Below are 20960 nucleotides of genomic sequence, written 5' to 3' on the forward strand. Positions count from 1 at the left end.
CCTTTTCAGCCAGCACGCAGTACGGCGCCGTTACCTGTATATGACAACGCCCCGTCGAAGACAGGGCGCTGTGCATTACGGTATGATTAGGCGCTACGCATTAAGGCGATCTTAGCGCCCTTTTCAGGGCGCATCCGCCATCTCAGTCTCGGTGGAGAGATGCAGCTCCCCCTCCTCCAGACTGACATGCACAATACCGCCATTATCGGCCAACTCGCCAAACAGAATCATTTCAGCAAGCGGCTTTTTCAGCTTCTCTTGAATCAAGCGCGCCATGGGGCGAGCACCCATATCCGGATCGTAACCTTTCTCGGCTAACCAGTCCCGGGCCGCATCATCAACCTCGAGCTGTACACGCTTCTCGTCCAGCTGCGCCTGCAGTTCAATCAAGAACTTGTCGACCACGTTACGCACAACAGACGTCGGTAACGCATGGAACTGAATGATACCGTCCAAGCGGTTACGGAACTCCGGCGAGAACGTACGGCGGATAACTTCCATCGCATCGGTTGAGTGATCCTGGCTTTGGAAACCGATAGAGCGACGCGAGGCCTGCTCGGCACCTGCGTTAGAGGTCATGATGACAATAACATGGCGGAAGTCAGCTTCACGTCCGTTGTTATCGGTCAGGCGGCCATGATCCATTACCTGCAGCAGCAGGTTAAAGACTTCCGGGTGCGCTTTCTCAATCTCATCCAACAACAGTACGCAGTGCGGCTGCTTGGTCACTGCTTCGGTTAACAGCCCGCCCTGGTCATACCCGACATAGCCGGGAGGCGCACCGATCAAGCGCGATACGGTGTGACGCTCCATGTATTCCGACATATCAAAGCGCACAAGCTCGATACCCATGATATGGGCAAGCTGCTTGGCTACTTCGGTTTTACCCACACCCGTCGGCCCAGCAAACAGGAAGCTACCTACCGGCTTATCGGGCGATTTAAGCCCTGCGCGCGAAAGCTTGATAGCGGCAGAGAGCGTATCAATGGCTTCGTCCTGCCCGAACACCAGCATTTTCAGGTCGCGGTCGAGCTTCTCAAGCAGCTTGCGGTCCGAGCTTGAAACGCTCTTCGGCGGAATGCGCGCGATAGAGGCCACAATGGCTTCCACCTGCTCTACATCAATGGTGTTTTTGCGCACCTCAGGGGGTAATAGCCGCTGGTGAGCGCCCGCCTCGTCAATGACGTCAATGGCCTTATCCGGCAAATGACGATCATTGATGTAACGATCGGCCAAACGTGCCGCGCTTTCCAGCGCACCATCGGTGTACTTAAGCTCGTGGTGCTCTTCAAAGCGAGAGCGCAACCCTTTAAGAATCTTGATCGTATCGTCAACCGAGGGCGCGAGTACGTCGACTTTCTGGAAGCGTCGCGCCAATGCACGATCTTTTTCAAAAATACCGCGAAATTCCTGGAACGTCGTGGAGCCAATACAGCGCAGCTCGCCTGAGGAGAGCAGCGGTTTCAGCAGGTTAGAGGCATCCATTACGCCACCAGAGGCAGCACCCGCACCGATAATCGTATGAATCTCATCGATAAACAGCACCGCATTGGGCTGCTTGCGTAGCTCGCTCAATAGGCTTTTTAGACGTTTTTCAAAATCGCCGCGGTATTTGGTTCCGGCAAGCAGCGCGCCCATATCCAGCGAATAAACTACGGCGTCTGCAATAACGTCCGGAACATCTTCTTCAACGATACGCTTGGCAAGGCCTTCAGCCACAGCGGTCTTGCCTACGCCAGCCTCGCCGACTAGCAGCGGGTTGTTTTTACGCCGACGCGCCAGAATCTGCACAACGCGTTCAAGTTCGTGGTCACGGCCAATCAACGGGTCAATTTTGCCCAAGCGGGCCTGCTCGTTCAGGTTAGTGGCATATCCGGTCAACGGATGCGCACCACCTTCACTTGCACCCTCTTCGACCTCCTCACCCTCTTGCGATGATGACGGCGCCTCGCCATGGCCTGCTACTTTGGAAATACCGTGGGCGATGTAGTTAACCGCATCGACACGGGCAACGCTTTGCTGCTTGAGGAAATAGACCGCCTGGCTTTCCTGCTCAGAAAAAATGGCCACCAATACATTGGCGCCGGTAACTTCGCTTTTGCCTGACGACTGAACATGGAAAACCGCCCGCTGTAGCACACGCTGAAAACCAAGCGTTGGCTGCGTTTCACGGTCCCCATGGCCTTCGGGAATAAGCGGTGTGGTTGAATTAATAAAATCCTGCAGATCGGACCGCAGCTTGTCGAGGTTTGCCCCACACGCTTTTAAGACATCAACTGCTGAGGCATTGTCCAGCAACGCTAACAGTAGGTGCTCAACGGTCATGAACTCGTGGCGCTTTGAACGGGCCACGGTAAAAGCCGTGTTCAGGGTCAGTTCAAGTTCTTTGCTCAGCATGGCAGTCCCCTTTTCGCTACTACCTAGGGCATTTCGCCACCTAGGACTTGCGTCGGATCAATTTAGTCGACCGGCACTTTCAACATCGGGTACAAATGGCAGGGTTGCAAGCCTCACCGACAAATTTTTATCAACCCTTTCAATTTGCGGCTTCAATATCACTCATTAACGGGTGTTCGCATTCACGTGCATACTCATTAACCTGATGGCATTTGGTCTCGGCAATGTCTCGTGTAAAAACACCACAGGTCGCTTTTCCTTGGGTATGCACCGCCAGCATTGTTTGCACCGCTTTTTCGCTATCCATACTGAAAAATTCTTGCAGCACTTCAATAACAAAATCCATGGGCGTGTAGTCGTCGTTATGCAGCACGACTTTGTATAGAGGCGGTTGTGCTAAAGCGGGCTCAGCAGACTGAGTCGCTACATCCCCATCATCAGGCATTTCAGGCCGCGTCATGCCGGCCATCGCATATGACATTGCGGTTACATCAACCGTCGTCATACCGAACATTGTCATATCAAACATTGGAATAGACATAGATCGCACTGTTGGTTCTCTCAAGACGCATAAAACGACCTAGTCGAAACGACTCCACCTTTGCAGCCGCAAGGGTAACCCGTCAAAGACTATGACGCTTAAGTTCTACAAGGGTTCACGTGGCATCAAAAATATCATACTTCAAAAGTCAAAAACCCCCGTTCTTTATTGGAACGAGGGTTTCGCTTTCACGCCCCCATTAACGAGGGCATTTTGGCCTTAACCTTTTGCCACCACGGCTAACGCTTCGTTCAGCGTTTTGCTCGGGCGCATGGCCTGGCTTGCCAGCTCACCGTTCGGACGGAAATAGCCCTGAATATCAACGGCTTTTCCTTGAACATCGTTAAGTTCTGCAACGATGGTTTGCTCGTTGGCTTCCAGCTTCTCGGCCAACTGAGCAAACAGCGCTTTCAGCTCAGCATCGTCATTCTGAGCGGCCAGCGCTTCTGCCCAATAAAGTGCCAGGTAGAAGTGGCTACCACGGTTATCAAGCTCACCAACCTTACGTGAAGGCGACTTGTTGCTATCCAGGAACTTGCCGTTGGCTTCATCAAGCGTCTTCGCCAGCACGGTGGCACGTGCGTTGCCGAAGGTGCTGCCCAGGTGCTCAAGCGATGCCGCCAGCGCGAGGAATTCGCCCAACGAGTCCCAACGCAGGTGGTTCTCTTCCAGGAACTGCTGAACATGCTTAGGAGCACTACCGCCCGCGCCAGTTTCAAACAGACCACCGCCATTCATCAGCGGAACGATAGACAGCATCTTCGCGCTGGTGCCCAGCTCCATGATCGGGAACAGGTCGGTCAGGTAGTCGCGCAGTACGTTGCCGGTGACAGAAATGGTGTCTTCGCCTTTGCGGATACGCTCAAGCGATACCGCCATGGCATCAACCGGCGCCAGGATACGTATATCCAGGCCGTTGGTATCGTGATCGTTAAGGTACGCTTCTACCTTCTTGATCAGTTGCGCATCATGAGCGCGGTTAGCATCCAGCCAGAAAATAGCCGGAACGCCGCTTTCGCGCGCACGCGTAACAGCAAGCTTCACCCAGTCCTGAATCGGCGCATCTTTGGTCTGGCACATACGCCAGATGTCGCCTGCTTCAACGTCATGGCTAAACAGCGTGTTGCCGTTTTCGTCCGTCACGACCACGGTGCCATCGGCAGCGATCTGGAAGGTTTTATCGTGGGAGCCGTACTCTTCGGCTTTTTGCGCCATCAGGCCCACGTTAGGCACGCTACCCATGGTGGTCGGGTCAAACGCACCGTGCTTTTTGCAATCTTCGATCACCGCTTGATAGATAGTCGCGTAGCAACGATCCGGAATAACCGCTTTGGTGTCGTGCAATTGGTCATCGGCACCCCACATTTTACCGGAGTCACGAATCATCGCCGGCATGGAGGCATCGATGATCACATCAGAAGGCACGTGAAGATTGGTAATACCCTTGTGGGAGTTCACCATCGCCATCGGCGGGCGCTCTTGGTAAAGCGCTTCGATATCACCTTTGATAGCGTCTTGCTGGTCGCTTGGCAGCGACTCAATGGCACTGTAGAGATCACCAATACCGCTATTAGGGTTAAAGCCAGCTGACTTCAGCGCATCGGCGTGCTTTTCAAGTGCGGCTTTGTAGAACTCTTCAACCACGATGCCGAACATGATGGGGTCGGAAACCTTCATCATGGTGGCTTTCAGGTGGAGCGAGAACAGTACGTTGCGCGCCTTGGCATCGCTGATTTCGCTGTCGATAAAGCTGCGCAGGCGACGGCTGCTCATGCAGGCAGCATCAATCACTTCGCCTTCAAGAACGGCCAGGCCTTCTTTTAGGACAGTTGTGGAGCCATCTTTTTGCTGCAGCTCAATCTTGAGCTTGCCGGCTTTTTCCATAACGGCGGATTGCTCGCTGCCGTAGAAGTCGCCTTCGCTCATGTGAGCCACGTGAGACTGAGAGTCGCTGCTCCACTCGCCCATGCGATGCGGGTACTTGCGCGCGTAGTTCTTGACCGATTTCGGCGCACGGCGGTCAGAGTTACCTTCACGCAGCACCGGGTTTACCGCACTACCCTTGGCCTTATCGTAAGCCGCCTTGATAGCTTTTTCTGCGTCGTTTTTAGGCTCTTCCGGGTACTCCGGCAGCGGGTAGCCTTGGCCTTGAAGCTCTTTGATCGTGGCTTTCAGCTGCGGGCCAGAGGCGCTGATATTGGGCAGCTTAATAATATTGGCTTCAGGCGTAGTCGCTAACTTGCCAAGCTCTGCCAGGTCATCACTAACGCGCTGCTCGTCGTTAAGCAGGTCAGGGAACTGGGCCAGCACACGTGCCGCCAATGAAATGTCGCGTGTCTCGACTTCAATCCCGGCCGGGTCTGTAAAAGCATCGATAATCGGTAACAGGGAATATGTCGCGAGCGCAGGGGCTTCGTCGGTGAGCGTATAAATGATCTTCGGCGTTTGGGACATTTTTGCGTTAACCTCTTTTCTCTGTCGCTTTAGTTATAAAATACTAAGCTACGCGGCTCATTCGACGATAGACCGTGCCGCGAAGCGCGCTAAGCAGCTCAATCTGGCTGCCTTGATATCACTTCGGTGGTGTTGACGACGACTCCAGCGGTCACGCAGGAGTATACCAGCGCTGCACTTTAACCGCATGAGAGATTGTCGACAAATCCGGCGCAAGATGTAAGAGACGTTATGAGCAGCCTATATTTACTCCACAAACCCTACCGCATGCTCTCCCAATTTACCGATAATGAAGGGCGAGCCACCCTGGCTAATGTTATTGATGTGCCCGGTGTTTATGCGGCTGGACGACTTGATTATGACTCTGAAGGTCTCCTGTTACTCAGTGATGACGGAGCGCTCATCCATCGAATTGCGCACCCTCGCCACAAGCAACCCAAAACCTATTGGGTGCAGCTTGAAGGCCAGGTCGACGACACCGCGCTTAATGCGTTGCGGGCCGGAATTACCTTGAAGGACGGACCTACCCGCCCTGCCAAAGCTCGACTAATAGCGCCACCGGCACTTGCCCCCCGCGAACCGGCCATCGACCCCAAGCGCCACCCCTCCACTAGCTGGTTGGAACTGACCATTAGCGAGGGCCGTAACCGCCAGGTACGCCGGATGACCGCCCACGTCGGGTTTCCCACGCTACGCTTGATTCGTGCCTCGATAGGCGCCTGGCAGTTGGGTGATTTGCAGCCTGGTGAATGGCGCAAGGAAACCCTGCATGCCCCAAGGAAGGCGCCAGGTTCCCAGCGCTCGGGCAAATCGCCTGCCTCGCGCCAGCGAAAGCCCTCATGAGCGCTACTCGAAGCAGTGCCATTCACAGTACGGCCGCCTGTGTTATTCAACATCACGACCGCTTTTTACTGGTTGAAGAAGCCAAGGGCGGCCCAACTACCGTTTTTAACCAACCGGCGGGGCATATTGAGTTGGGCGAAGGCCCTATGGCGGCAATCGTACGGGAAGTGCAAGAAGAGACGGCCTGGCAGGTAACACTTACGGGCTATTTAGGTCTGTATGTTTTTCACGCAAAGAGTGGCCAGACCTTTCACAGCCACGGGTTTCTTGCCGAGCCGCTTAAGCAGCTAGACACCCCACTGGACCGTGACATTGTGGCGACCCACTGGCTAACGCTTGACGAAATTCGCGCCTTAAAAGACGCAAACCGCTTAAGAAGCCCCTTGGTACTCAAGCGCATTGAGGACGCTATCTGCGAACGCTGCTATCCATTAAGCGTCATTCAAGAGTGAAGCACTCGAAGCACCAACCCCCCATCGTGTATAATCACCGCCCAATTGCATACCACTTCAACCGAGGATGCCAATGACATCCACCAATGGCTCGCCCACTACCGAGGCGCCCGCCGCAGGCAAAGTAATTGTCGGCATGTCGGGTGGCGTCGATTCGTCTGTCTCCGCTCTTATCCTGCAGCAGCAGGGTTACGAGGTGGAAGGCCTGTTCATGAAGAACTGGGACGAAGACGACGGCACTGAATACTGCACGGCAAAGGAAGACCTTGCCGACGCCGAAGCAGTATGTGCCAAGCTGGGCATCAAGCTGCATACGGCTAACTTTGCCGCCGAGTACTGGGATAACGTGTTTGAGCACTTCCTGGAAGAGTACAAGGCCGGACGTACACCCAACCCCGACATCCTGTGCAACCGGGAAATCAAGTTTAAAGTATTTCTTGAATACGCCGAAATGCTGGGCGCCGAGAAGATCGCCACCGGCCACTATGTGCGTGAAGGGCGCGTTCGCCAAGGCACCAGCGGTGTTCGCCCGCGCCTGCTTAAAGGGCTGGACGGTAACAAGGACCAGAGCTACTTCCTGCACGCGGTGCCCGAAGCGGCTATCGCCCGCACGCTGTTCCCGGTGGGCGAGCTGGAAAAACCCGCCGTTCGTGCGCTTGCCGAAGAACACGACCTGATCACCGCCAAAAAGAAAGACTCCACGGGTATCTGCTTTATTGGCGAACGGCGCTTCCGTGACTTTTTACAGCAGTATCTACCCGCGCAACCCGGCAAGATTGAGACGCCTGAAGGCGATGTAATTGGCGACCACATGGGGCTGATGTACTACACCCTGGGGCAGCGCCAAGGGCTGGGGATTGGCGGGCTGGCCAACTACTCCGAAGACCCATGGTACGTAGCGACAAAAGATTTAGAGCGCAACGTACTGGTCGTGGTACAAGGCAAGCATCATCCGCTGCTTTTTTCGGATACGCTGGCCACCGAGGCCATGGACTGGGTCGCAGGCGAACCACCCGCAGCATCAGGCCGGTTTACCGCCAAAACCCGCTACCGGCAGAGCGACTGCCCCTGCGAAATGCGCACGTTGCCCGATGGCGGCGTTGAAGTGACGTTCGATGACCCGCAGTGGGCGGTGACGCCCGGCCAATCGTTGGTACTTTACGATGGCGATATCTGTTTGGGCGGCGGCGTTATTCGCGCGACATGGAATGCCACGGAGACTGCCGCATGAGCACCCCCACTCCCATTCACCGGGCACCTGACTCACCTGCTATACGCCAGGCACTTGCCCTGGCCGGAGTGTTTCAAGCAGCCAGCCTGGTGGATGAGCTAGCGCGCACCGGCCAAGTGGATACCCGCTCCTGGGACACGCTGATTGAAGCGACCGTGGATACCAACCCGGAAAGCTTTGAAGCGATCTATGGCGGCCACCCCAACAACCTGCGCCGTGGCCTTGAAACGCTTGAGGCGCTGGTAGGCCGTAAGCAGGCCAACCCGGTAGTGCTGCGCTACGGTTTTACGATTTTACTGGTCATGAATAAGCTGCGCACCAACAACGACATGATGGATTCTCTGGGCCAGCACCTTACCCGTATTCAGGGTCAGGCCGAACACTTTAGCGCTACCCATGAAAACGTCATCTCAAGCCTCGGCGAAGCTTACAAGGAGACGGTTTCCACGTTTAAAACGCGCATTGTAGTGCAGGGTGACCCCTCGTTACTGCAAAGCCGTATGATGCCGGAACGCGTGCGTGCCTGCTTATTGTCAGGCATTCGGTTTGGGCTCTTATGGCATCAGCAGGGTGGACGCCGCTGGAAGTTGATTTTTCAGCGCAAAGCTCTGCGCCGTGCGCTGGATAGCCTTGGTTAACGCTTTTAAATGGCGGATATTGCGCCTCTTTACTTTTTCCCGACTCACCTGTTCTTGAACTACTTGGAAACGATGCCATGCAACTCTCCGCTTTGACTGCTCTCTCTCCTGTTGACGGTCGCTACAGCGCCAAAGCGTCCGCGCTGCGCGAACACTTCAGTGAATTTGGTCTGATACGCGCCCGCGTAATTGTGGAAGTACGCTGGTTGCAGCGCATGGCGGAGCACCATCAAATCATTGAAGTGCCGCCTCTCTCCGCCGAGGCGACCGCCTTTCTTGAGCAGTTAGTGAGTGAATTTTCGATTGCTGATGCCGAACGTATCAAAGAGATTGAGCGGACGACCAATCACGATGTGAAAGCCGTCGAGTACTTCCTGAAAGAGAAAATTGCTGGCAACGCCGAATTGAACGCAGTGACCGAGTTCATTCACTTTGCGTGCACTTCGGAAGACATCAATAACCTTTCTTACGGTGTAATGCTGGCCGATGGCCTTAAAGCACTGTTGCCCACCATGCACGAAGTAGCCGATGAAGTGGCTAAGCTCGCGATTACCCACGCTGCTCAGCCAATGCTCTCGCGCACCCACGGCCAAACGGCAAGCCCCACCACGCTTGGCAAAGAGATGGCTAACGTGGCCTACCGCTTAAAGCGCCAGCTCAAGCAGATCGAACGCGTTGAAATTTTGGGTAAAATCAACGGCGCCGTTGGCAACTACAATGCTCACTTAACCACCTACCCCGACATCGATTGGGAAGCCAATGCGCGCACCTTCGTCGAAGGGCTGGGACTAAGCTTCAACCCCTACACGACGCAAATTGAGCCGCACGACTACATTGCCGAGCTGTTCGATGCGGTATGCCGTTTCAACACCATTTTGATCGACTTTGATCGTGACGTTTGGGGTTATATTTCGCTGGGTTACTTCAAGCAGCGCACGGTTGAAGGCGAAATCGGCTCGTCTACGATGCCGCACAAAGTTAACCCTATCGACTTTGAAAACTCGGAAGGCAACCTCGGCCTGGCGAACGCCGTGCTTGCTCACCTGGCGCAAAAACTGCCCATTTCCCGCTGGCAACGCGACTTGACCGACTCCACCGTGCTGCGCAATTTAGGTGTAGGTTTGGCATATGGCCTGATTGGCTATCACGCCAGCTTAAAAGGCATCAGCAAACTGGAAGCCAACCCTGAGCGCTTGGCCGCCGACCTGGATAACAGCTGGGAAGTGCTGGCCGAGCCGATTCAAACCGTTATGCGCCGCTACGGTATTGAAAAACCCTACGAAAAACTTAAAGAGCTGACACGTGGCAAGCGTATTGATCAGGCAGGCTTTGCCGCCTTCATTGATACCCTTGAGCTGCCAGACGACGTTAAAGCAGCGCTTAAAGAGCTCTCCCCGGCAAGCTATATTGGTAATGCACAAGCGCAAGCTGAAGCACTTACTCAACGCCTGGGCAGCTTGTCATAAGCGCTGCGGCCACTCAATTAGGATACCGCCATGAGCCAACACGATAAGCCACTTACCCTGCTGGGCGATTTAACGCCCGAGGACTTCCTGGCCCACTACTGGCAACAGAAACCGCTGCTGATTCGTGGCGCTATACCTGACTTTCTAAGCCCGATTGATCCTGATGAACTGGCGGGCCTTGCTTGTGAACCGGGTGTAGAAGCGCGCCTGGTAGAAGAAAAAGGCCCCGACAGGGCCTGGCAGGTTTCTCATGGCCCGCTTGATGAAGCTACGTTTGAGCGCCTGCCTGAAGGCCACTGGAGCCTGTTAGTGCAGGCGGTTGACCACTATGTACCGGCGGTTGCTGCGCTGATGGATGAATTCGACTTTCTGCCACGCTGGCGGTTAGACGATATTATGATCAGCTATGCACCGCCAGGTGGCAACGTCGGCCCGCATATCGACCAGTACGATGTCTTTTTACTACAAGCCAGCGGTCACCGCCGTTGGCAGCTGGGGGGTAAGCAGTCCGATGACGCCCCGATTATTCAGGGCATTGACCTGCGTATCCTGGAAACCTTTGAGGTTGAACCAGACTCAGACTGGACATTGGCACCAGGCGATATGCTGTATCTTCCGCCGGGTTGGGCACATCACGGCGTCAGCCAGACCGATGACTGCATGACGATTTCGGTAGGCTTTCGCGCACCCTCTGCCGATGAGTCCATTACCTCTTACGCGGATTACCTGGGCGAGCAGTTGCCCGCGTCAAAGCGCTACAGCGATGCGGGCATGGCACCCGCAAGCCAGGCCGGCGAGCTGGATGATGCGGCTATCGAGCGCATGCGCCAGTTTATGCTGTCAACGCTGGACAATCCTGAGCAAATGGCGCAGTGGTTTGGCCGTGTGATGACGCAACCCAAGTACATGGATCAGGTCGCTCCGCTGGAGTCGCCGTTGGATGAAGCAGCGCTGGTTGCGCACCTGCAAGCGGGTGAGCCGCTTTTTGCAATGCCCGGTTCACGCTTTGCCTGGCGCAGCGATTCGCGCGGTACCACGCTGTTTGTCGATGGCGATGGTCATTCCTGCTCTGAAGCACTTGCCAAGCGCCTATCAGAATCGGCTCCCTTCTATGAAGACGTTCTTGAGCTTGACGGTGCGGCGGCGTTACTTACCCAGTTGGTTAACACTGGCAGCATGGGCTTTATGGATGAAGAAGAGGACGAAGAGTAGATCCAGCACCTACCCAACGTCTCTCAATATTGAGCACCAAACGCCATCTTCGGATGGCGTTTTTTATGGGCCGGTGACGCGCCTGACGAAAAACGACTACACAAACACGCCATTTTGTTAACCCTCTGTCGTCAAGTTACAACCCCGTCTGCCTCCAAGTGTCAATTGTTGAATCCCTCCTTGTCGTCAATAGTTATTGCACTGCAGCGCTACCAGGCATCTCTGCCTAGACAGAAACCACGCCTTACGGCCGGTAGACGCTGATAACGTTTTCGCAAGCGCAGCACAAACACAACCTTGCGAAGTGCTGTTTAACCCTGGAGGAATTGCTCATGTCTGGACTACTCAACGATATTAAAGCCATCGCTCAATTACGTGAGGCCCAAAGCGGCAAGTGGGAGGCAATTAAGCCTGAACATGCAGCGCGGATGCGTGCTCAAAACCGTTTCCATACAGGGCTCGATATTGCGCGCTATACCGCCAAGATAATGCGCAATGACATGGCTGCCTACGATGCCGATACGGCACAGTACACGCAGTCGCTAGGCTGCTGGCACGGTTTTATTGGTCAGCAGAAGATGATCTCCATCAAAAAGCATTTCGGCACCACCAAGCGCCGCTACCTCTACCTTTCGGGTTGGATGGTCGCTGCCTTACGTTCCGAGTTTGGCCCCCTGCCCGACCAGTCCATGCATGAGAAAACCTCGGTCGCCAACCTGATTGAGGAGCTTTACACCTTCTTGAAGCAGGCCGATGCTTGGGAGCTTAATCATCTTTTCCGCGCGCTGGATGATGCAAAATCCAGCGGTGACAGCGCCAAAGAGCAGGAAGTCATTAGCAAAATCGACAATTATGATACTCATATCGTGCCTATTATTGCCGACATTGATGCCGGTTTTGGTAATGCGGAAGCCACCTATCTGCTAGCGAAGAAGTTTATTCAAGCCGGCGCATGCTGCATTCAGCTCGAAAACCAGGTGTCCGACGAGAAACAGTGCGGCCACCAGGATGGCAAGGTCACGGTTCCGCACGAGGATTTTCTAGCCAAAATTAACGCTGTCCGGTACGCGTTTCTTGAGCTCGGCGTGGAAGATGGCGTTATCGTTGCTCGTACGGACTCGTTGGGCGCTGGGCTGACCCAGAAGATTGCTGTGACCCATGAGCCAGGCGACCTCGGCGATCAGTACAACAGCTTTCTGGATGGTGACGTTATCGAGAATGCTGCCGATATCAATAATGGCGATGTGGTTATCAAGCAACACGGCAAGCTGGTCAAACCCAAGCGTTTGGCATCAGGCCTTTATCAGTTTAAAGCTGGATCGGGTGAAGACCGCGTCATTCTTGACTGTATTACCAGCCTGCAAAATGGCGCCGACTTGCTGTGGATCGAAACGGAAAAGCCCCACGTTGGGCAAATTGCCAGCATGGTCAACCGTATCCGCGAAGTGGTGCCCGATGCCAAGTTGGTGTACAACAACTCGCCCTCTTTCAACTGGACGCTCAATTTCCGCCAGCAGGTGTTCGATGCCTGGCAAGCCGAGGGTAAGGATGTGTCCGCCTATCAGCGTGACAAGCTAATGAGTGTCGAGTACGACACTACCGAGCTTGGCCAGTTGGCGGATGAATGGACGCGCAATTTCCAGCGTGACTCATCCCGTGAAGCGGGCATTTTTCACCATCTCATTACGCTGCCCACCTACCACACTGCGGCGCTTTCAACCGACAACCTGGCCAAGGGCTACTTTGGTAAAGAGGGTATGCTGGCCTACGTACAAGGTGTTCAGCGAGAAGAGATTCGCCAAGGAATTGCCACGGTAAAACATCAAGACATGGCAGGCTCTAATATTGGCGATGACCATAAGGAGTTCTTCCACGGCGACGCAGCGCTTAAAGCGGGCGGCAAAGATAATACAATGAACCAGTTTGGCTAATGTAGCCGTACCCGCACTCCACGACGAAGTATCTTTATCTCAGGAGGCTTTTTAGCCTCCTTTTTTTATTGTTAGGTATGCACACTGTTTTCTTATTCTCTGTCTACACTGGGATTTACGGCCTTTTGATATTCTCTGGTCTTAATTAGTCAATTCAGTTACTTTTTATAAACATTGCACTACCCTTGAAGCACCTGATTATACTTTTTTAAGCTGCATACCTTGGAGGTTTTAATGAAACGTTTACTACCTGTTGCTGCGTTAAGCATCCTGACCTTGGCCGGGTGTGCCAACACTGCCCCCTATTCAGGTGATGTGTATCGCGGCAACCAAGCTAAAACCAGCCAAAGCGTTACCTATGGAACCATCGTAGCGGTAAGGCCCGTACAAATTCAGGCAGATAGCCGTGCGGGAGGCTTGCTGGGTAGTGGCGGCGGCGCCATTATTGGTGGCCTGTTGGGTAGCCAAGTGGGTGGCGGTTCAGGTCGTCAGTTGGCAACCGTTGCCGGTGCTCTGGGCGGTACGATTGCGGGCACCGCTGCTGAAGACCGCGCCAACCGCATCAGCGCACTGGAAATGGAAATCCGCCTTGATGATGGCAGCGACGTGGTGGTGGTACAAGGAGCGGATCACGCCTACCAGGCAGGCCAGCGTGTTCGCCTGATCGGTAGTGGCTCAAACGTAAGCGTCGCTCCGTATTAATAGCGCTTTGCCGATAGGCTCGGGTTGACAGGTCTAGGGCTTGTCGCCAGGTAAGATGAACATTTACCACGTTAAGTGAGCTATTCGTTCTAACGCAAAAAAATGCCCGGCTATTTTTAGCCGGGCATTTTTATGTTCATAGCGGCAATGACATTCGCCGCTTGATAGCTTAATTAGTGCGACATATTGCTCGCCCAACCGGCCAGTTTCACAATGACCCAACCAACCAACGCCAGCAAAATAGTCACAAGCAAAATATCCACCGGACGAACCAGCGTTGTTGCGCCTAATACAGCCAGCGTCGTTACCCACAAGTAGCGGTTATCGCCGTGGCTTTTCATCACGCCAGGCAAAAGCCGGTCCAGGCCTTGACTGAGGCCATTATTCCACTGTTGATTGGCAAAGTAGGAAATCAGGACAAATGCAATAAGCCAAATAAAGAAGATTGTCATGCAAGCTCCAGTGAATGTGATCTTAAAAAGGGAAAAGTTGTTGGCTTAGAGTATCCCCGGTGACTGCAAGGCGCAACACCACTATTAACGATCAGGCGTAAAAACCCGGTTTACCCCCTGACAAGCCACGCCTCACGCGTTACCATATTGGGACATGCACTCACCGAAAGGTTATCCAATGCAAATTGCGCAAAACTCGGTTGTCGCGTTCCACTATACCCTGACCAACGATGAAGGTGAGGTGCTCGACAGTTCCGAAGGCCGTGAGCCGCTCACGTATCTTCATGGCGCTGGCAACATCATCCCGGGCCTGGAGAAAGAGCTGGAAGGCCGCGCAGCGGGCGACAAGCTGAACGTTAAAGTATCCCCCGAAGAGGGCTACGGCGAAGTTCAAGAGCAGCTGGTACAAGAAGTACCACGTGATGCTTTTCAGGGCGTTGAAAACATTGAGCCGGGCATGCAGTTCCAAGCCCAGACTCAAGGTGGCCCGCTGATGGTGACCGTTAAGAACATCGAAGGCGATACCGTCATCGTTGACGGTAATCACCCGCTGGCAGGCCAGCAACTTAACTTTGACGTTGAGATTGCAACCGTACGTGAAGCAAGCCAGGAAGAAACCGAGCACGGCCATGTGCACGGTGAAGGTGGCGTTGAGCACTAAGTGCCCACGTTTGCTAAAAAGGCAGCCTGCGGGCTGCCTTTTTTATGCCTTCATTAAAGGCAGTAACGGCGCTCGAAACAGCGCATTCCTAGCGTGATGGTTAACGTAACCGTTAACAGAATCCACGAAGCCCAGGCCACACCAAGCCAGCCAGCTCCCTGCCAAAAAGGCTCCAGCCAGAAGCCACCGAGACTTGCGCCTACATAATAAAACACCAGGTAAAGGGCTGACGCGCTGCCACGCGCGCCTTGGGCATAACGCCCCACCCAGCTGGACGCCAGTGAGTGCGTTAAGAAAAAACCAAACGCATTAATCGTTAGACCGACAATAATTAGCACCAGCGAATCATGCAGAGTGACGGCGGTACCTGTCATCAGAATCGCCACGCCTGCCATCATGCAAGTAGCCGGAGACGTGCGCTCGGCCAGTCGGCCAGAAATAGCCGATGCAAAAGTGCCACCCAAATAGGTCAGGAAAATCAGCCCCAGCCCGCTCGCTGCCAGCGCATAAGGTGTAGCGGCCAAGCGAAAGGTGATGTAGCTATATTGATTGATAAAAATAAGAAAATTGATGCCGCCCAGGCAGTAGGCTGCAAGCAGCACCGGGTTGCGCAAATGCCCGGCTAGGTCTACCAGCGCGCGGCGAAGCTGAAAACGCTTGGGCTCAAACGCATGGCTATTAGGCAATAAGCGCCAAAATACTGCGCAGCCAACCAGCGTCATCGCCCCAACCACAATAAAGGAAGCGGAGGGCCCACCTATCTCCGCGACGGCCCCCCCTACGACCCGACCGCTAATACCGCCTAGCGTATTGGCACCAATATAGAGCCCTACGGCGCTTAGCAGCGCAGACTTTTCAAAGGCATCGCCCATCCAGGCAATAGCAACGGCGGGTAGGCCGCCTAATACAAATCCCTGAACCAAGCGAAGCAGTAGCAGACTTTCAAAGTTCGGAGCAAATGCCAGCGCCAGCGAACAGCCCCCCGCCAGCAGTAGCGTGATACGCATAATGCCTTCACGGCCTATCGCATCGGAAAGCGGTCCAAAGACCAACAGGGACAAGGCAAGCGACAGCGTAGCAACCGACATCAGCAGGCTGACGCCTAAGGTAGACACCTCGTAGGCCGTTTTAAGCTCGGGCAGTAACGGTTGAGGAACATACAGATTAATAAATACCAGAAATGACCCTAAACACAGGGCCATTGTTGCTCGCCACCAAGCACGTGTTTTGGCTTCAATCATGCCATTCCCAGGAGTAGACAACTTGCGGGGCTGGAAGCGAAACGCCAACAGCCCTGCCCCTTCACGGAGTGAAGTTACTGCCTAAATAAGCAAGGTTGGTGGGTTCCAGCGCCCGACGCGACTGCCAGTAATAACGCTGCCAGTAGCTGTTATCCAAACTGGAAATGATGACGCCTTGTGAGGTAGAGGCATGTAAAAAGTAGCCATCTCCGACATAGATGCCCACATGATTATAACGCCCTGGCGGACGGAAGAAAACCAGATCGCCCGCCTGCAGCTCTTGGCGGTCGATCGAGCGTCCCTCATGTATCTGGCCCGAAGTGGAACGGGGTAGTTCTAAATTAAACGTATCGCGATAAACATTACGTACCAGCGCCGAACAGTCGATTCCTCGTTCTGACGTCCCGCCGATGCGGTAAGGCGTCCCCGACCATCGCTGGTGCTGTTCCAGTAGTGCCTGACGCACCAGAGTCGGTGGCGGTGTCTGAAAACTACGTAACTGGTCTAACGAATTACTGACGGGTGACATCTGAGGACTAACGCCTTTCGCCATTCCTGGCAGCGTCATCGAGAAATAGTCCTCGGGCGGCTCGATAGATTGATGCGAAGAGCCTGCACAGCCAGCCAGAAAAGCAATGACAACACAAACACTTACAACACGGACAGCGGTCACAGCGGGGTGTGGCAACGCAACCATGCGATTAACCTCGTACTATTATGGTGAAGGTAGGGTAATTAACACGCGTTAAACTATAAGCTAGACAATGCATGGTTGGCGAGCCTCAATGTAATGTTCGTGAATCACCGGGTAAGGTGTCGATATGCAGCGGCGCAAAATGGCGCGGTTTATTACCCGGAAAATCGAGGCTTGCCCAAGGGCCCGCAAGGATCGGTGCACCGCACACCCAAGCCACCATGGCTTGACGAAACCCGGCTAAAAAGCTGTCACGTTCGGGCGTTTCACCCATAAAAAACGAGAATCCAGCATACATTCCTGCGGCGTACTCTTGCCAGCCAGCATAGTGATCAGCCGCCAAATGGTACGCACGGTCCAGCACCTCGGCAAATGCCTGACTTTCCAGCCAACCCAACTGCCGGGCAGCGATCGCCAAATCGACAAGCTGAGCAATATCCCATGCGGCCATGTCAACATCATTACAGCTATCTTCATTACCCTGCACACGCCGTAGGCGAAGCAGATGGTGGCGATCTTCTTCGGCACAGTCACCCGATTCCAGAATCGCGATTTCGGCCTCTAGACGCTCCGGGTTCAGCGTATAGGGCGCATAGTTGATCTGATACTCCTGGCGGTCGCCAGCCTCCAACATAAAGGTTAGAAACTCTTGCATATCGGCAGCACGGCTCAAGTGATAGTGACTCTCCACCCACTCTTTAATGTCCGCGCACTCGCGCGCACTTTCTGGCTGAGGCTCACTCCACACGGCACTATTAAGCGGCCCAACCAGTGACATGGCCGTAAAATGGGTAAGCGTTGGCCGTCCGCCTGGCTCGCACCAGGCATCGGGGCGCCAGTCCAGCCAGTAAAAGAGGCTCCCTGGATCTTCCAGGTGCCAAGCAATCTCGTTAATTAACGAGGTATGCTCAGGCTCCGGCAAGCAACTTTCCCAGGCAAACCAGGCTTCCAGCAACCGCTTGGGGTTAGGGTAAAAACGACACAAACAGCTACGTAGTTCACGGGCATAAGCAAGCAGCGGCTCACGCTCGAATAAACCGCTATCCAGCGACATGTGCAAATAGAAGGCAAACTTTTCCGCCATATGGATAGTGGCCGCATGACGGCTGACACCCTTCACCGCATTACGCTGCTTCAACTCGTCTGACGCGGGCTGACCAAACAGCGTGTGTGATGGCGGCAACACGCCGTGCACCGCATCGGCCGCTAACTGATTAAGATGATGTGCCTGGGCAGGCAACCAGTAACGGGCGAGAACAGCGGGGCCCTCATCCGCATGCAGGCCAAGCGACTCTAGAAGGTAAAGCGCGGCATCTGCTCGGCGCTGCTCGGCAATGGGTGCACCGGGGTTTAGCTGGCGCAGCATGACATCGGGTTCACGTACCCCCGCTAACGCCAGCAGCCAGTGATGGGACGTATTGCGCCACGCTTTGACACGCTGTTGTGATGCTTGGCGACTCGCCTCATTCAACAGCGTAGAGGGCGGGCAGGCCCATGGGCTATGCGCGGCGTTGAGCAGTAAGGCGTGATGAGGGTTAGGCGTCATATCGCGTCGGTCGACACCCTCAAAAAGGCTCTGACCGCGCATATAGGCTTTTAGAATAGCGCGCCAGTCGTGGTAGCGATGATTCATCAGGTCCGCTGCGTGGCATGCAAGATCATCCGCTTCTGCCTGGCTTAACCAACCACAGCAAGCACCGGCCCAGGCAATCTCCACCAGCCGCAGCCAGTCCCACGCGGCCCACTCAAGCGGCTCGCCTTGGCTTACAAACGCGTTGAGGACACCCGCGTAGGGCGAGTCTTCTATTTCATCCTGCTGCCAAGCAAGCCGTTGGTCGTTATCCATCCCCAGCAGCTCACGAGCTTCAATATCCCAGCGCTGACGCTCTCCCTGAGCGCTCAGCCATAGCGCCACTTCGAGTAGCTGCTCGCGGTCATTGATCTGCCAAATGCGCTCAAGCCATTGGTCGGCTTCCGGCCAATCGGCTCGGTTTGCGGGGTAGCTAATAATGGGGCGAAACAGCGCACATAAACGCCACACCTGCGCTTCTGCCGCCTGGGGCCATAACGGCGCCGGTGCGGGCAACTGTGCCAGCGTATGTTCAAGCCTTTGCCAGGTAATCCCTTCGTCTTCGCTTTCCAGTGCCGAGAGTGCCTGGCAGGCGTCAATAAAACGATCATCCGCGCCGGTTTCCCAGCCCTTGGCGCCCAGCACCCGGCGCAGCTCTGAAAGCCAGCCGCGTAAATCGCTGTAGTCAGCGGTAATACGGCGGATAACATGGTGCGCCCAGGCCTGAGCCTGATCGGCATTTAACCACCCTGCTGCCCCGGCCAACGCCGACCACTCAAGCGCACCCAATAAGCGGTCCGCTTCTCCTGTCGAAGCGCCTAACGCATGAAAAAGCTGTTCGGCCAGCTCGTTACGGCTGGTAATACCCAGTTGCAGCAAACGCTGCTCAGCAGCTTGCGTATCCACCGAGAGCGGATGCGGGGTAAATGCCCAATCACACAGCACCAGCTGTTGGGCCCACCAAGCGTTTAACGCGTCGACCAAGAGACACCTCGAAACAAAAAATCTACCAGCAGTGCGCTAGAGCAAAGCGCCTTAGTGTAACGGAAAGTGGTGGCAAGACCGATAGCTAAACTGACCGATTGGTGCAAAACGACACTGCCCGACACAAGGCCGGGCAGCAAATGATATCGAACCAGTGCGCCGCTTAAGCACGGCGTCTTTTATTTAACGCTACGCACTTCGCACTTTACTAATAACCCACAGCAGTACGACAGCCCCTACCGTAGCGGTCACTAGCGAGCCAATAAAGCCGCCCGCCTGCAAGCCTAGCAAACTAAACAAAAAGCCACCTAACACTGCCCCAACGACACCCACACCGATATTGCCCAGGATGCCGAAACCGCCGCCGCGCATGATATTGCCAGCGATCCAGCCAGCCAAACCACCAATAATTAACCACGCAATAAAGCCCATAGTGCCTCCTTGATATCCACTTTTCAGGGTTTTACCTATGTCTCTTACCTGCCAACCTAGGCGTTTTACCTACTCATTATGCTTGTCCTACCATAGCACACAGCGCGACAATCCTGCCTGATTTGATACACACCCTTTTAAGGAACGCTCATGACCCCTGATTCACTCGTAACTCTTATGGCTAGCGTAGACGGCCAGCAAATAGCGACGTGGGAAGGACGCAATGTCGCTCTTTTCAATATGCCCTGGGGCGAACTTGCCATTAGCCTACAAGGCGCTCAAGTGCTTCACTTCAAACCTGCCAATGACACCGGCTGGCTTTGGGTAACACCGACACCGCCCGCAACGCCCGACGTTATACGCGGCGGTATCCCATTGTGCTGGCCCTGGTTTGCAGACGAGCGCTACGCCGACGAAAGTCCTGAACGCGACGGCCCATTCCACGGCTTGGCTCGCCAAGCCAGTTGGCGGCTGGACGCCGTTGATGAGCACGCAGAGGGAATTGAGGTGCACCTTTCTCCCGAGCATCCTCTGCACAACCAACTCACCGCACGCGTGGTGGTTCAGGCCAACGCGCAGCGCTTAAATGTTGAGCTTATCAGTGAAAATATCGGCGATACGCCGGTTAAAACCAGCGGTGCGCTGCACACCTATTTAGCAGTTGATGACGTGCATCAGTGTCGTGTAGAAGGTCTTGCGGGCGCCCGTTACCTGGACAAACTGCGTGATTTTGCGGAGTCCGAGCAACAAGGCACGCTGGCTATCCGTGGCGGCGTCGACCGAATTTATCACAGCAATGAAGCCGTGCTTCTAGATGATGGCGTGCGCCGCTTGCGCGTTGCCAAGCAGTCAAGCGATTCAACCGTGGTGTGGCACCCCGGTGCGAACCCTCCCGGCGACACACCTGCTGACGCCGCGCGCCATTTTTTGTGCATTGAAGCCGCCAACACACGCCTTGACCCGGTGTGGCTGGTGCCAGGCGCCCAGCACCTGCTGGGGACAACGCTAAGTCGCAGTTAATGCACGGTTCATCAACCCTTGGCTATGCTATTCACTATG

18 protein-coding genes are annotated in these 20960 nt (G+C 54.8%); 10 read left to right on the forward strand and 8 right to left on the reverse strand.

The features are described from left to right. Window positions 1-123: 123 nt before the first annotated feature. The 3 genes from clpA to FKN99_RS06945 all read right to left on the reverse strand — a co-directional run bounded on the left by clpA (window position 124) and on the right by FKN99_RS06945 (window position 5392). Window positions 124-2397: an ATP-dependent Clp protease ATP-binding subunit ClpA gene (gene clpA / locus FKN99_RS06935; protein ID WP_172117180.1), complete on the reverse strand. Its 2274-nt coding sequence runs from the start codon at window positions 2395-2397 to the stop codon at window positions 124-126. A 139-nt stretch (window positions 2398-2536) separates the two neighbouring features. Beyond that, window positions 2537-2842: an ATP-dependent Clp protease adapter ClpS gene (clpS, locus tag FKN99_RS06940; RefSeq protein WP_087106453.1), complete on the reverse strand. Its 306-nt coding sequence runs from the start codon at window positions 2840-2842 to the stop codon at window positions 2537-2539. A 315-nt stretch (window positions 2843-3157) separates the two neighbouring features. Then, window positions 3158-5392, reverse strand: coding sequence for an NADP-dependent isocitrate dehydrogenase (locus FKN99_RS06945; protein ID WP_172117181.1), 2235 nt, complete (start codon window positions 5390-5392; stop codon window positions 3158-3160). A 231-nt stretch (window positions 5393-5623) separates the two neighbouring features. On the opposite strand from FKN99_RS06945, the gene FKN99_RS06950 reads away from it, so the two are divergent. The 8 genes from FKN99_RS06950 to FKN99_RS06985 all read left to right on the forward strand — a co-directional run bounded on the left by FKN99_RS06950 (window position 5624) and on the right by FKN99_RS06985 (window position 13867). After that, a complete protein-coding gene (locus tag FKN99_RS06950; protein ID WP_172117182.1) occupies window positions 5624-6235 on the forward strand; it encodes a pseudouridine synthase in 612 nt (203 codons plus the stop codon). Further along, window positions 6232-6687, forward strand: coding sequence for an NUDIX domain-containing protein (locus FKN99_RS06955; RefSeq protein WP_172117183.1), 456 nt, complete (start codon window positions 6232-6234; stop codon window positions 6685-6687). Before FKN99_RS06950 ends, FKN99_RS06955 begins: the two co-directional genes overlap by 4 nt. 73 nt (window positions 6688-6760) lie before the next feature. Then, window positions 6761-7918, forward strand: coding sequence for a tRNA 2-thiouridine(34) synthase MnmA (gene mnmA / locus FKN99_RS06960; RefSeq protein ID WP_172117184.1), 1158 nt, complete (start codon window positions 6761-6763; stop codon window positions 7916-7918). Then, window positions 7915-8556 (forward strand): high frequency lysogenization protein HflD, encoded by a 642-nt coding sequence (gene hflD / locus FKN99_RS06965; protein WP_087106212.1) that lies wholly within the window; start codon window positions 7915-7917, stop codon window positions 8554-8556. The genes mnmA and hflD overlap by 4 nt, the downstream gene beginning before the upstream one ends. A gap of 77 nt (window positions 8557-8633) precedes the next feature. Then, complete coding sequence (gene purB / locus FKN99_RS06970) at window positions 8634-10022, forward strand: adenylosuccinate lyase (RefSeq protein WP_172117185.1); 1389 nt, start codon at window positions 8634-8636, stop codon at window positions 10020-10022. Between the two features lie 30 nt (window positions 10023-10052). Beyond that, a complete protein-coding gene (locus tag FKN99_RS06975; RefSeq protein ID WP_172117186.1) occupies window positions 10053-11234 on the forward strand; it encodes a cupin domain-containing protein in 1182 nt (393 codons plus the stop codon). A gap of 332 nt (window positions 11235-11566) precedes the next feature. After that, the gene (locus FKN99_RS06980) at window positions 11567-13165 is read left to right on the forward strand and encodes an isocitrate lyase (protein WP_172117187.1); all 1599 of its coding nucleotides are present in this window, start codon (window positions 11567-11569) and stop codon (window positions 13163-13165) included. Between the two features lie 234 nt (window positions 13166-13399). Further along, window positions 13400-13867 (forward strand): outer membrane lipoprotein, encoded by a 468-nt coding sequence (locus FKN99_RS06985; protein ID WP_087106221.1) that lies wholly within the window; start codon window positions 13400-13402, stop codon window positions 13865-13867. A 173-nt stretch (window positions 13868-14040) separates the two neighbouring features. On the opposite strand, the gene FKN99_RS06990 is transcribed toward FKN99_RS06985, so the two are convergent. Beyond that, window positions 14041-14319, reverse strand: coding sequence for a hypothetical protein (locus FKN99_RS06990; RefSeq protein WP_172117188.1), 279 nt, complete (start codon window positions 14317-14319; stop codon window positions 14041-14043). Between the two features lie 178 nt (window positions 14320-14497). Here FKN99_RS06990 and FKN99_RS06995 point away from each other — a divergent pair, with 178 nt between their 5' ends. Then, window positions 14498-14980, forward strand: a complete 483-nt coding sequence (locus tag FKN99_RS06995) for an FKBP-type peptidyl-prolyl cis-trans isomerase (RefSeq protein ID WP_172117189.1) — start codon at window positions 14498-14500, stop codon at window positions 14978-14980. Window positions 14981-15033: 53 nt separating this feature from the next. Here the strand turns inward: FKN99_RS06995 and FKN99_RS07000 are convergent, their stop codons facing one another. The 4 genes from FKN99_RS07000 to FKN99_RS07015 form a co-directional block, all read right to left on the reverse strand. After that, a complete protein-coding gene (locus FKN99_RS07000; RefSeq protein WP_172117190.1) occupies window positions 15034-16221 on the reverse strand; it encodes an MFS transporter in 1188 nt (395 codons plus the stop codon). A 61-nt stretch (window positions 16222-16282) separates the two neighbouring features. Beyond that, on the reverse strand, window positions 16283-16918 hold the full coding sequence (locus FKN99_RS07005) for a C40 family peptidase (protein ID WP_172117191.1): 636 nt from the start codon (window positions 16916-16918) through the stop codon (window positions 16283-16285). Window positions 16919-17003: 85 nt separating this feature from the next. Beyond that, window positions 17004-19469: a DUF1266 domain-containing protein gene (locus FKN99_RS07010; RefSeq protein WP_172117192.1), complete on the reverse strand. Its 2466-nt coding sequence runs from the start codon at window positions 19467-19469 to the stop codon at window positions 17004-17006. Window positions 19470-19658: 189 nt separating this feature from the next. Further along, window positions 19659-19901: a GlsB/YeaQ/YmgE family stress response membrane protein gene (locus tag FKN99_RS07015; protein ID WP_087106233.1), complete on the reverse strand. Its 243-nt coding sequence runs from the start codon at window positions 19899-19901 to the stop codon at window positions 19659-19661. Between the two features lie 150 nt (window positions 19902-20051). Here FKN99_RS07015 and FKN99_RS07020 point away from each other — a divergent pair, with 150 nt between their 5' ends. After that, window positions 20052-20921, forward strand: coding sequence for a D-hexose-6-phosphate mutarotase (locus FKN99_RS07020; RefSeq protein WP_172117193.1), 870 nt, complete (start codon window positions 20052-20054; stop codon window positions 20919-20921). Window positions 20922-20960: the final 39 nt, after the last annotated feature.

This window comes from Halomonas hibernica (assembly GCF_013183775.1).
Taxonomy (GTDB): Bacteria; Pseudomonadota; Gammaproteobacteria; order Pseudomonadales; family Halomonadaceae; genus Vreelandella; species Vreelandella citrativorans.

What these genes read in the sequence shown, in the direction of transcription:
- clpA (WP_172117180.1), bottom strand. Translation starts at nt 2,397, where the DNA reads ATGCTGAGCAAAGAACTTGAACTGACCCTGAACACGGCTTTTACCGTG.
- clpS (WP_087106453.1), bottom strand. Translation starts at nt 2,842, where the DNA reads ATGCCTGATGATGGGGATGTAGCGACTCAGTCTGCTGAGCCCGCTTTA.
- FKN99_RS06945 (WP_172117181.1), bottom strand. Translation starts at nt 5,392, where the DNA reads ATGTCCCAAACGCCGAAGATCATTTATACGCTCACCGACGAAGCCCCT.
- FKN99_RS06950 (WP_172117182.1), top strand. Translation starts at nt 5,624, where the DNA reads ATGAGCAGCCTATATTTACTCCACAAACCCTACCGCATGCTCTCCCAA.
- FKN99_RS06955 (WP_172117183.1), top strand. Translation starts at nt 6,232, where the DNA reads ATGAGCGCTACTCGAAGCAGTGCCATTCACAGTACGGCCGCCTGTGTT.
- mnmA (WP_172117184.1), top strand. Translation starts at nt 6,761, where the DNA reads ATGACATCCACCAATGGCTCGCCCACTACCGAGGCGCCCGCCGCAGGC.
- hflD (WP_087106212.1), top strand. Translation starts at nt 7,915, where the DNA reads ATGAGCACCCCCACTCCCATTCACCGGGCACCTGACTCACCTGCTATA.
- purB (WP_172117185.1), top strand. Translation starts at nt 8,634, where the DNA reads ATGCAACTCTCCGCTTTGACTGCTCTCTCTCCTGTTGACGGTCGCTAC.
- FKN99_RS06975 (WP_172117186.1), top strand. Translation starts at nt 10,053, where the DNA reads ATGAGCCAACACGATAAGCCACTTACCCTGCTGGGCGATTTAACGCCC.
- FKN99_RS06980 (WP_172117187.1), top strand. Translation starts at nt 11,567, where the DNA reads ATGTCTGGACTACTCAACGATATTAAAGCCATCGCTCAATTACGTGAG.
- FKN99_RS06985 (WP_087106221.1), top strand. Translation starts at nt 13,400, where the DNA reads ATGAAACGTTTACTACCTGTTGCTGCGTTAAGCATCCTGACCTTGGCC.
- FKN99_RS06990 (WP_172117188.1), bottom strand. Translation starts at nt 14,319, where the DNA reads ATGACAATCTTCTTTATTTGGCTTATTGCATTTGTCCTGATTTCCTAC.
- FKN99_RS06995 (WP_172117189.1), top strand. Translation starts at nt 14,498, where the DNA reads ATGCAAATTGCGCAAAACTCGGTTGTCGCGTTCCACTATACCCTGACC.
- FKN99_RS07000 (WP_172117190.1), bottom strand. Translation starts at nt 16,221, where the DNA reads ATGATTGAAGCCAAAACACGTGCTTGGTGGCGAGCAACAATGGCCCTG.
- FKN99_RS07005 (WP_172117191.1), bottom strand. Translation starts at nt 16,918, where the DNA reads ATGGTTGCGTTGCCACACCCCGCTGTGACCGCTGTCCGTGTTGTAAGT.
- FKN99_RS07015 (WP_087106233.1), bottom strand. Translation starts at nt 19,901, where the DNA reads ATGGGCTTTATTGCGTGGTTAATTATTGGTGGTTTGGCTGGCTGGATC.
- FKN99_RS07020 (WP_172117193.1), top strand. Translation starts at nt 20,052, where the DNA reads ATGACCCCTGATTCACTCGTAACTCTTATGGCTAGCGTAGACGGCCAG.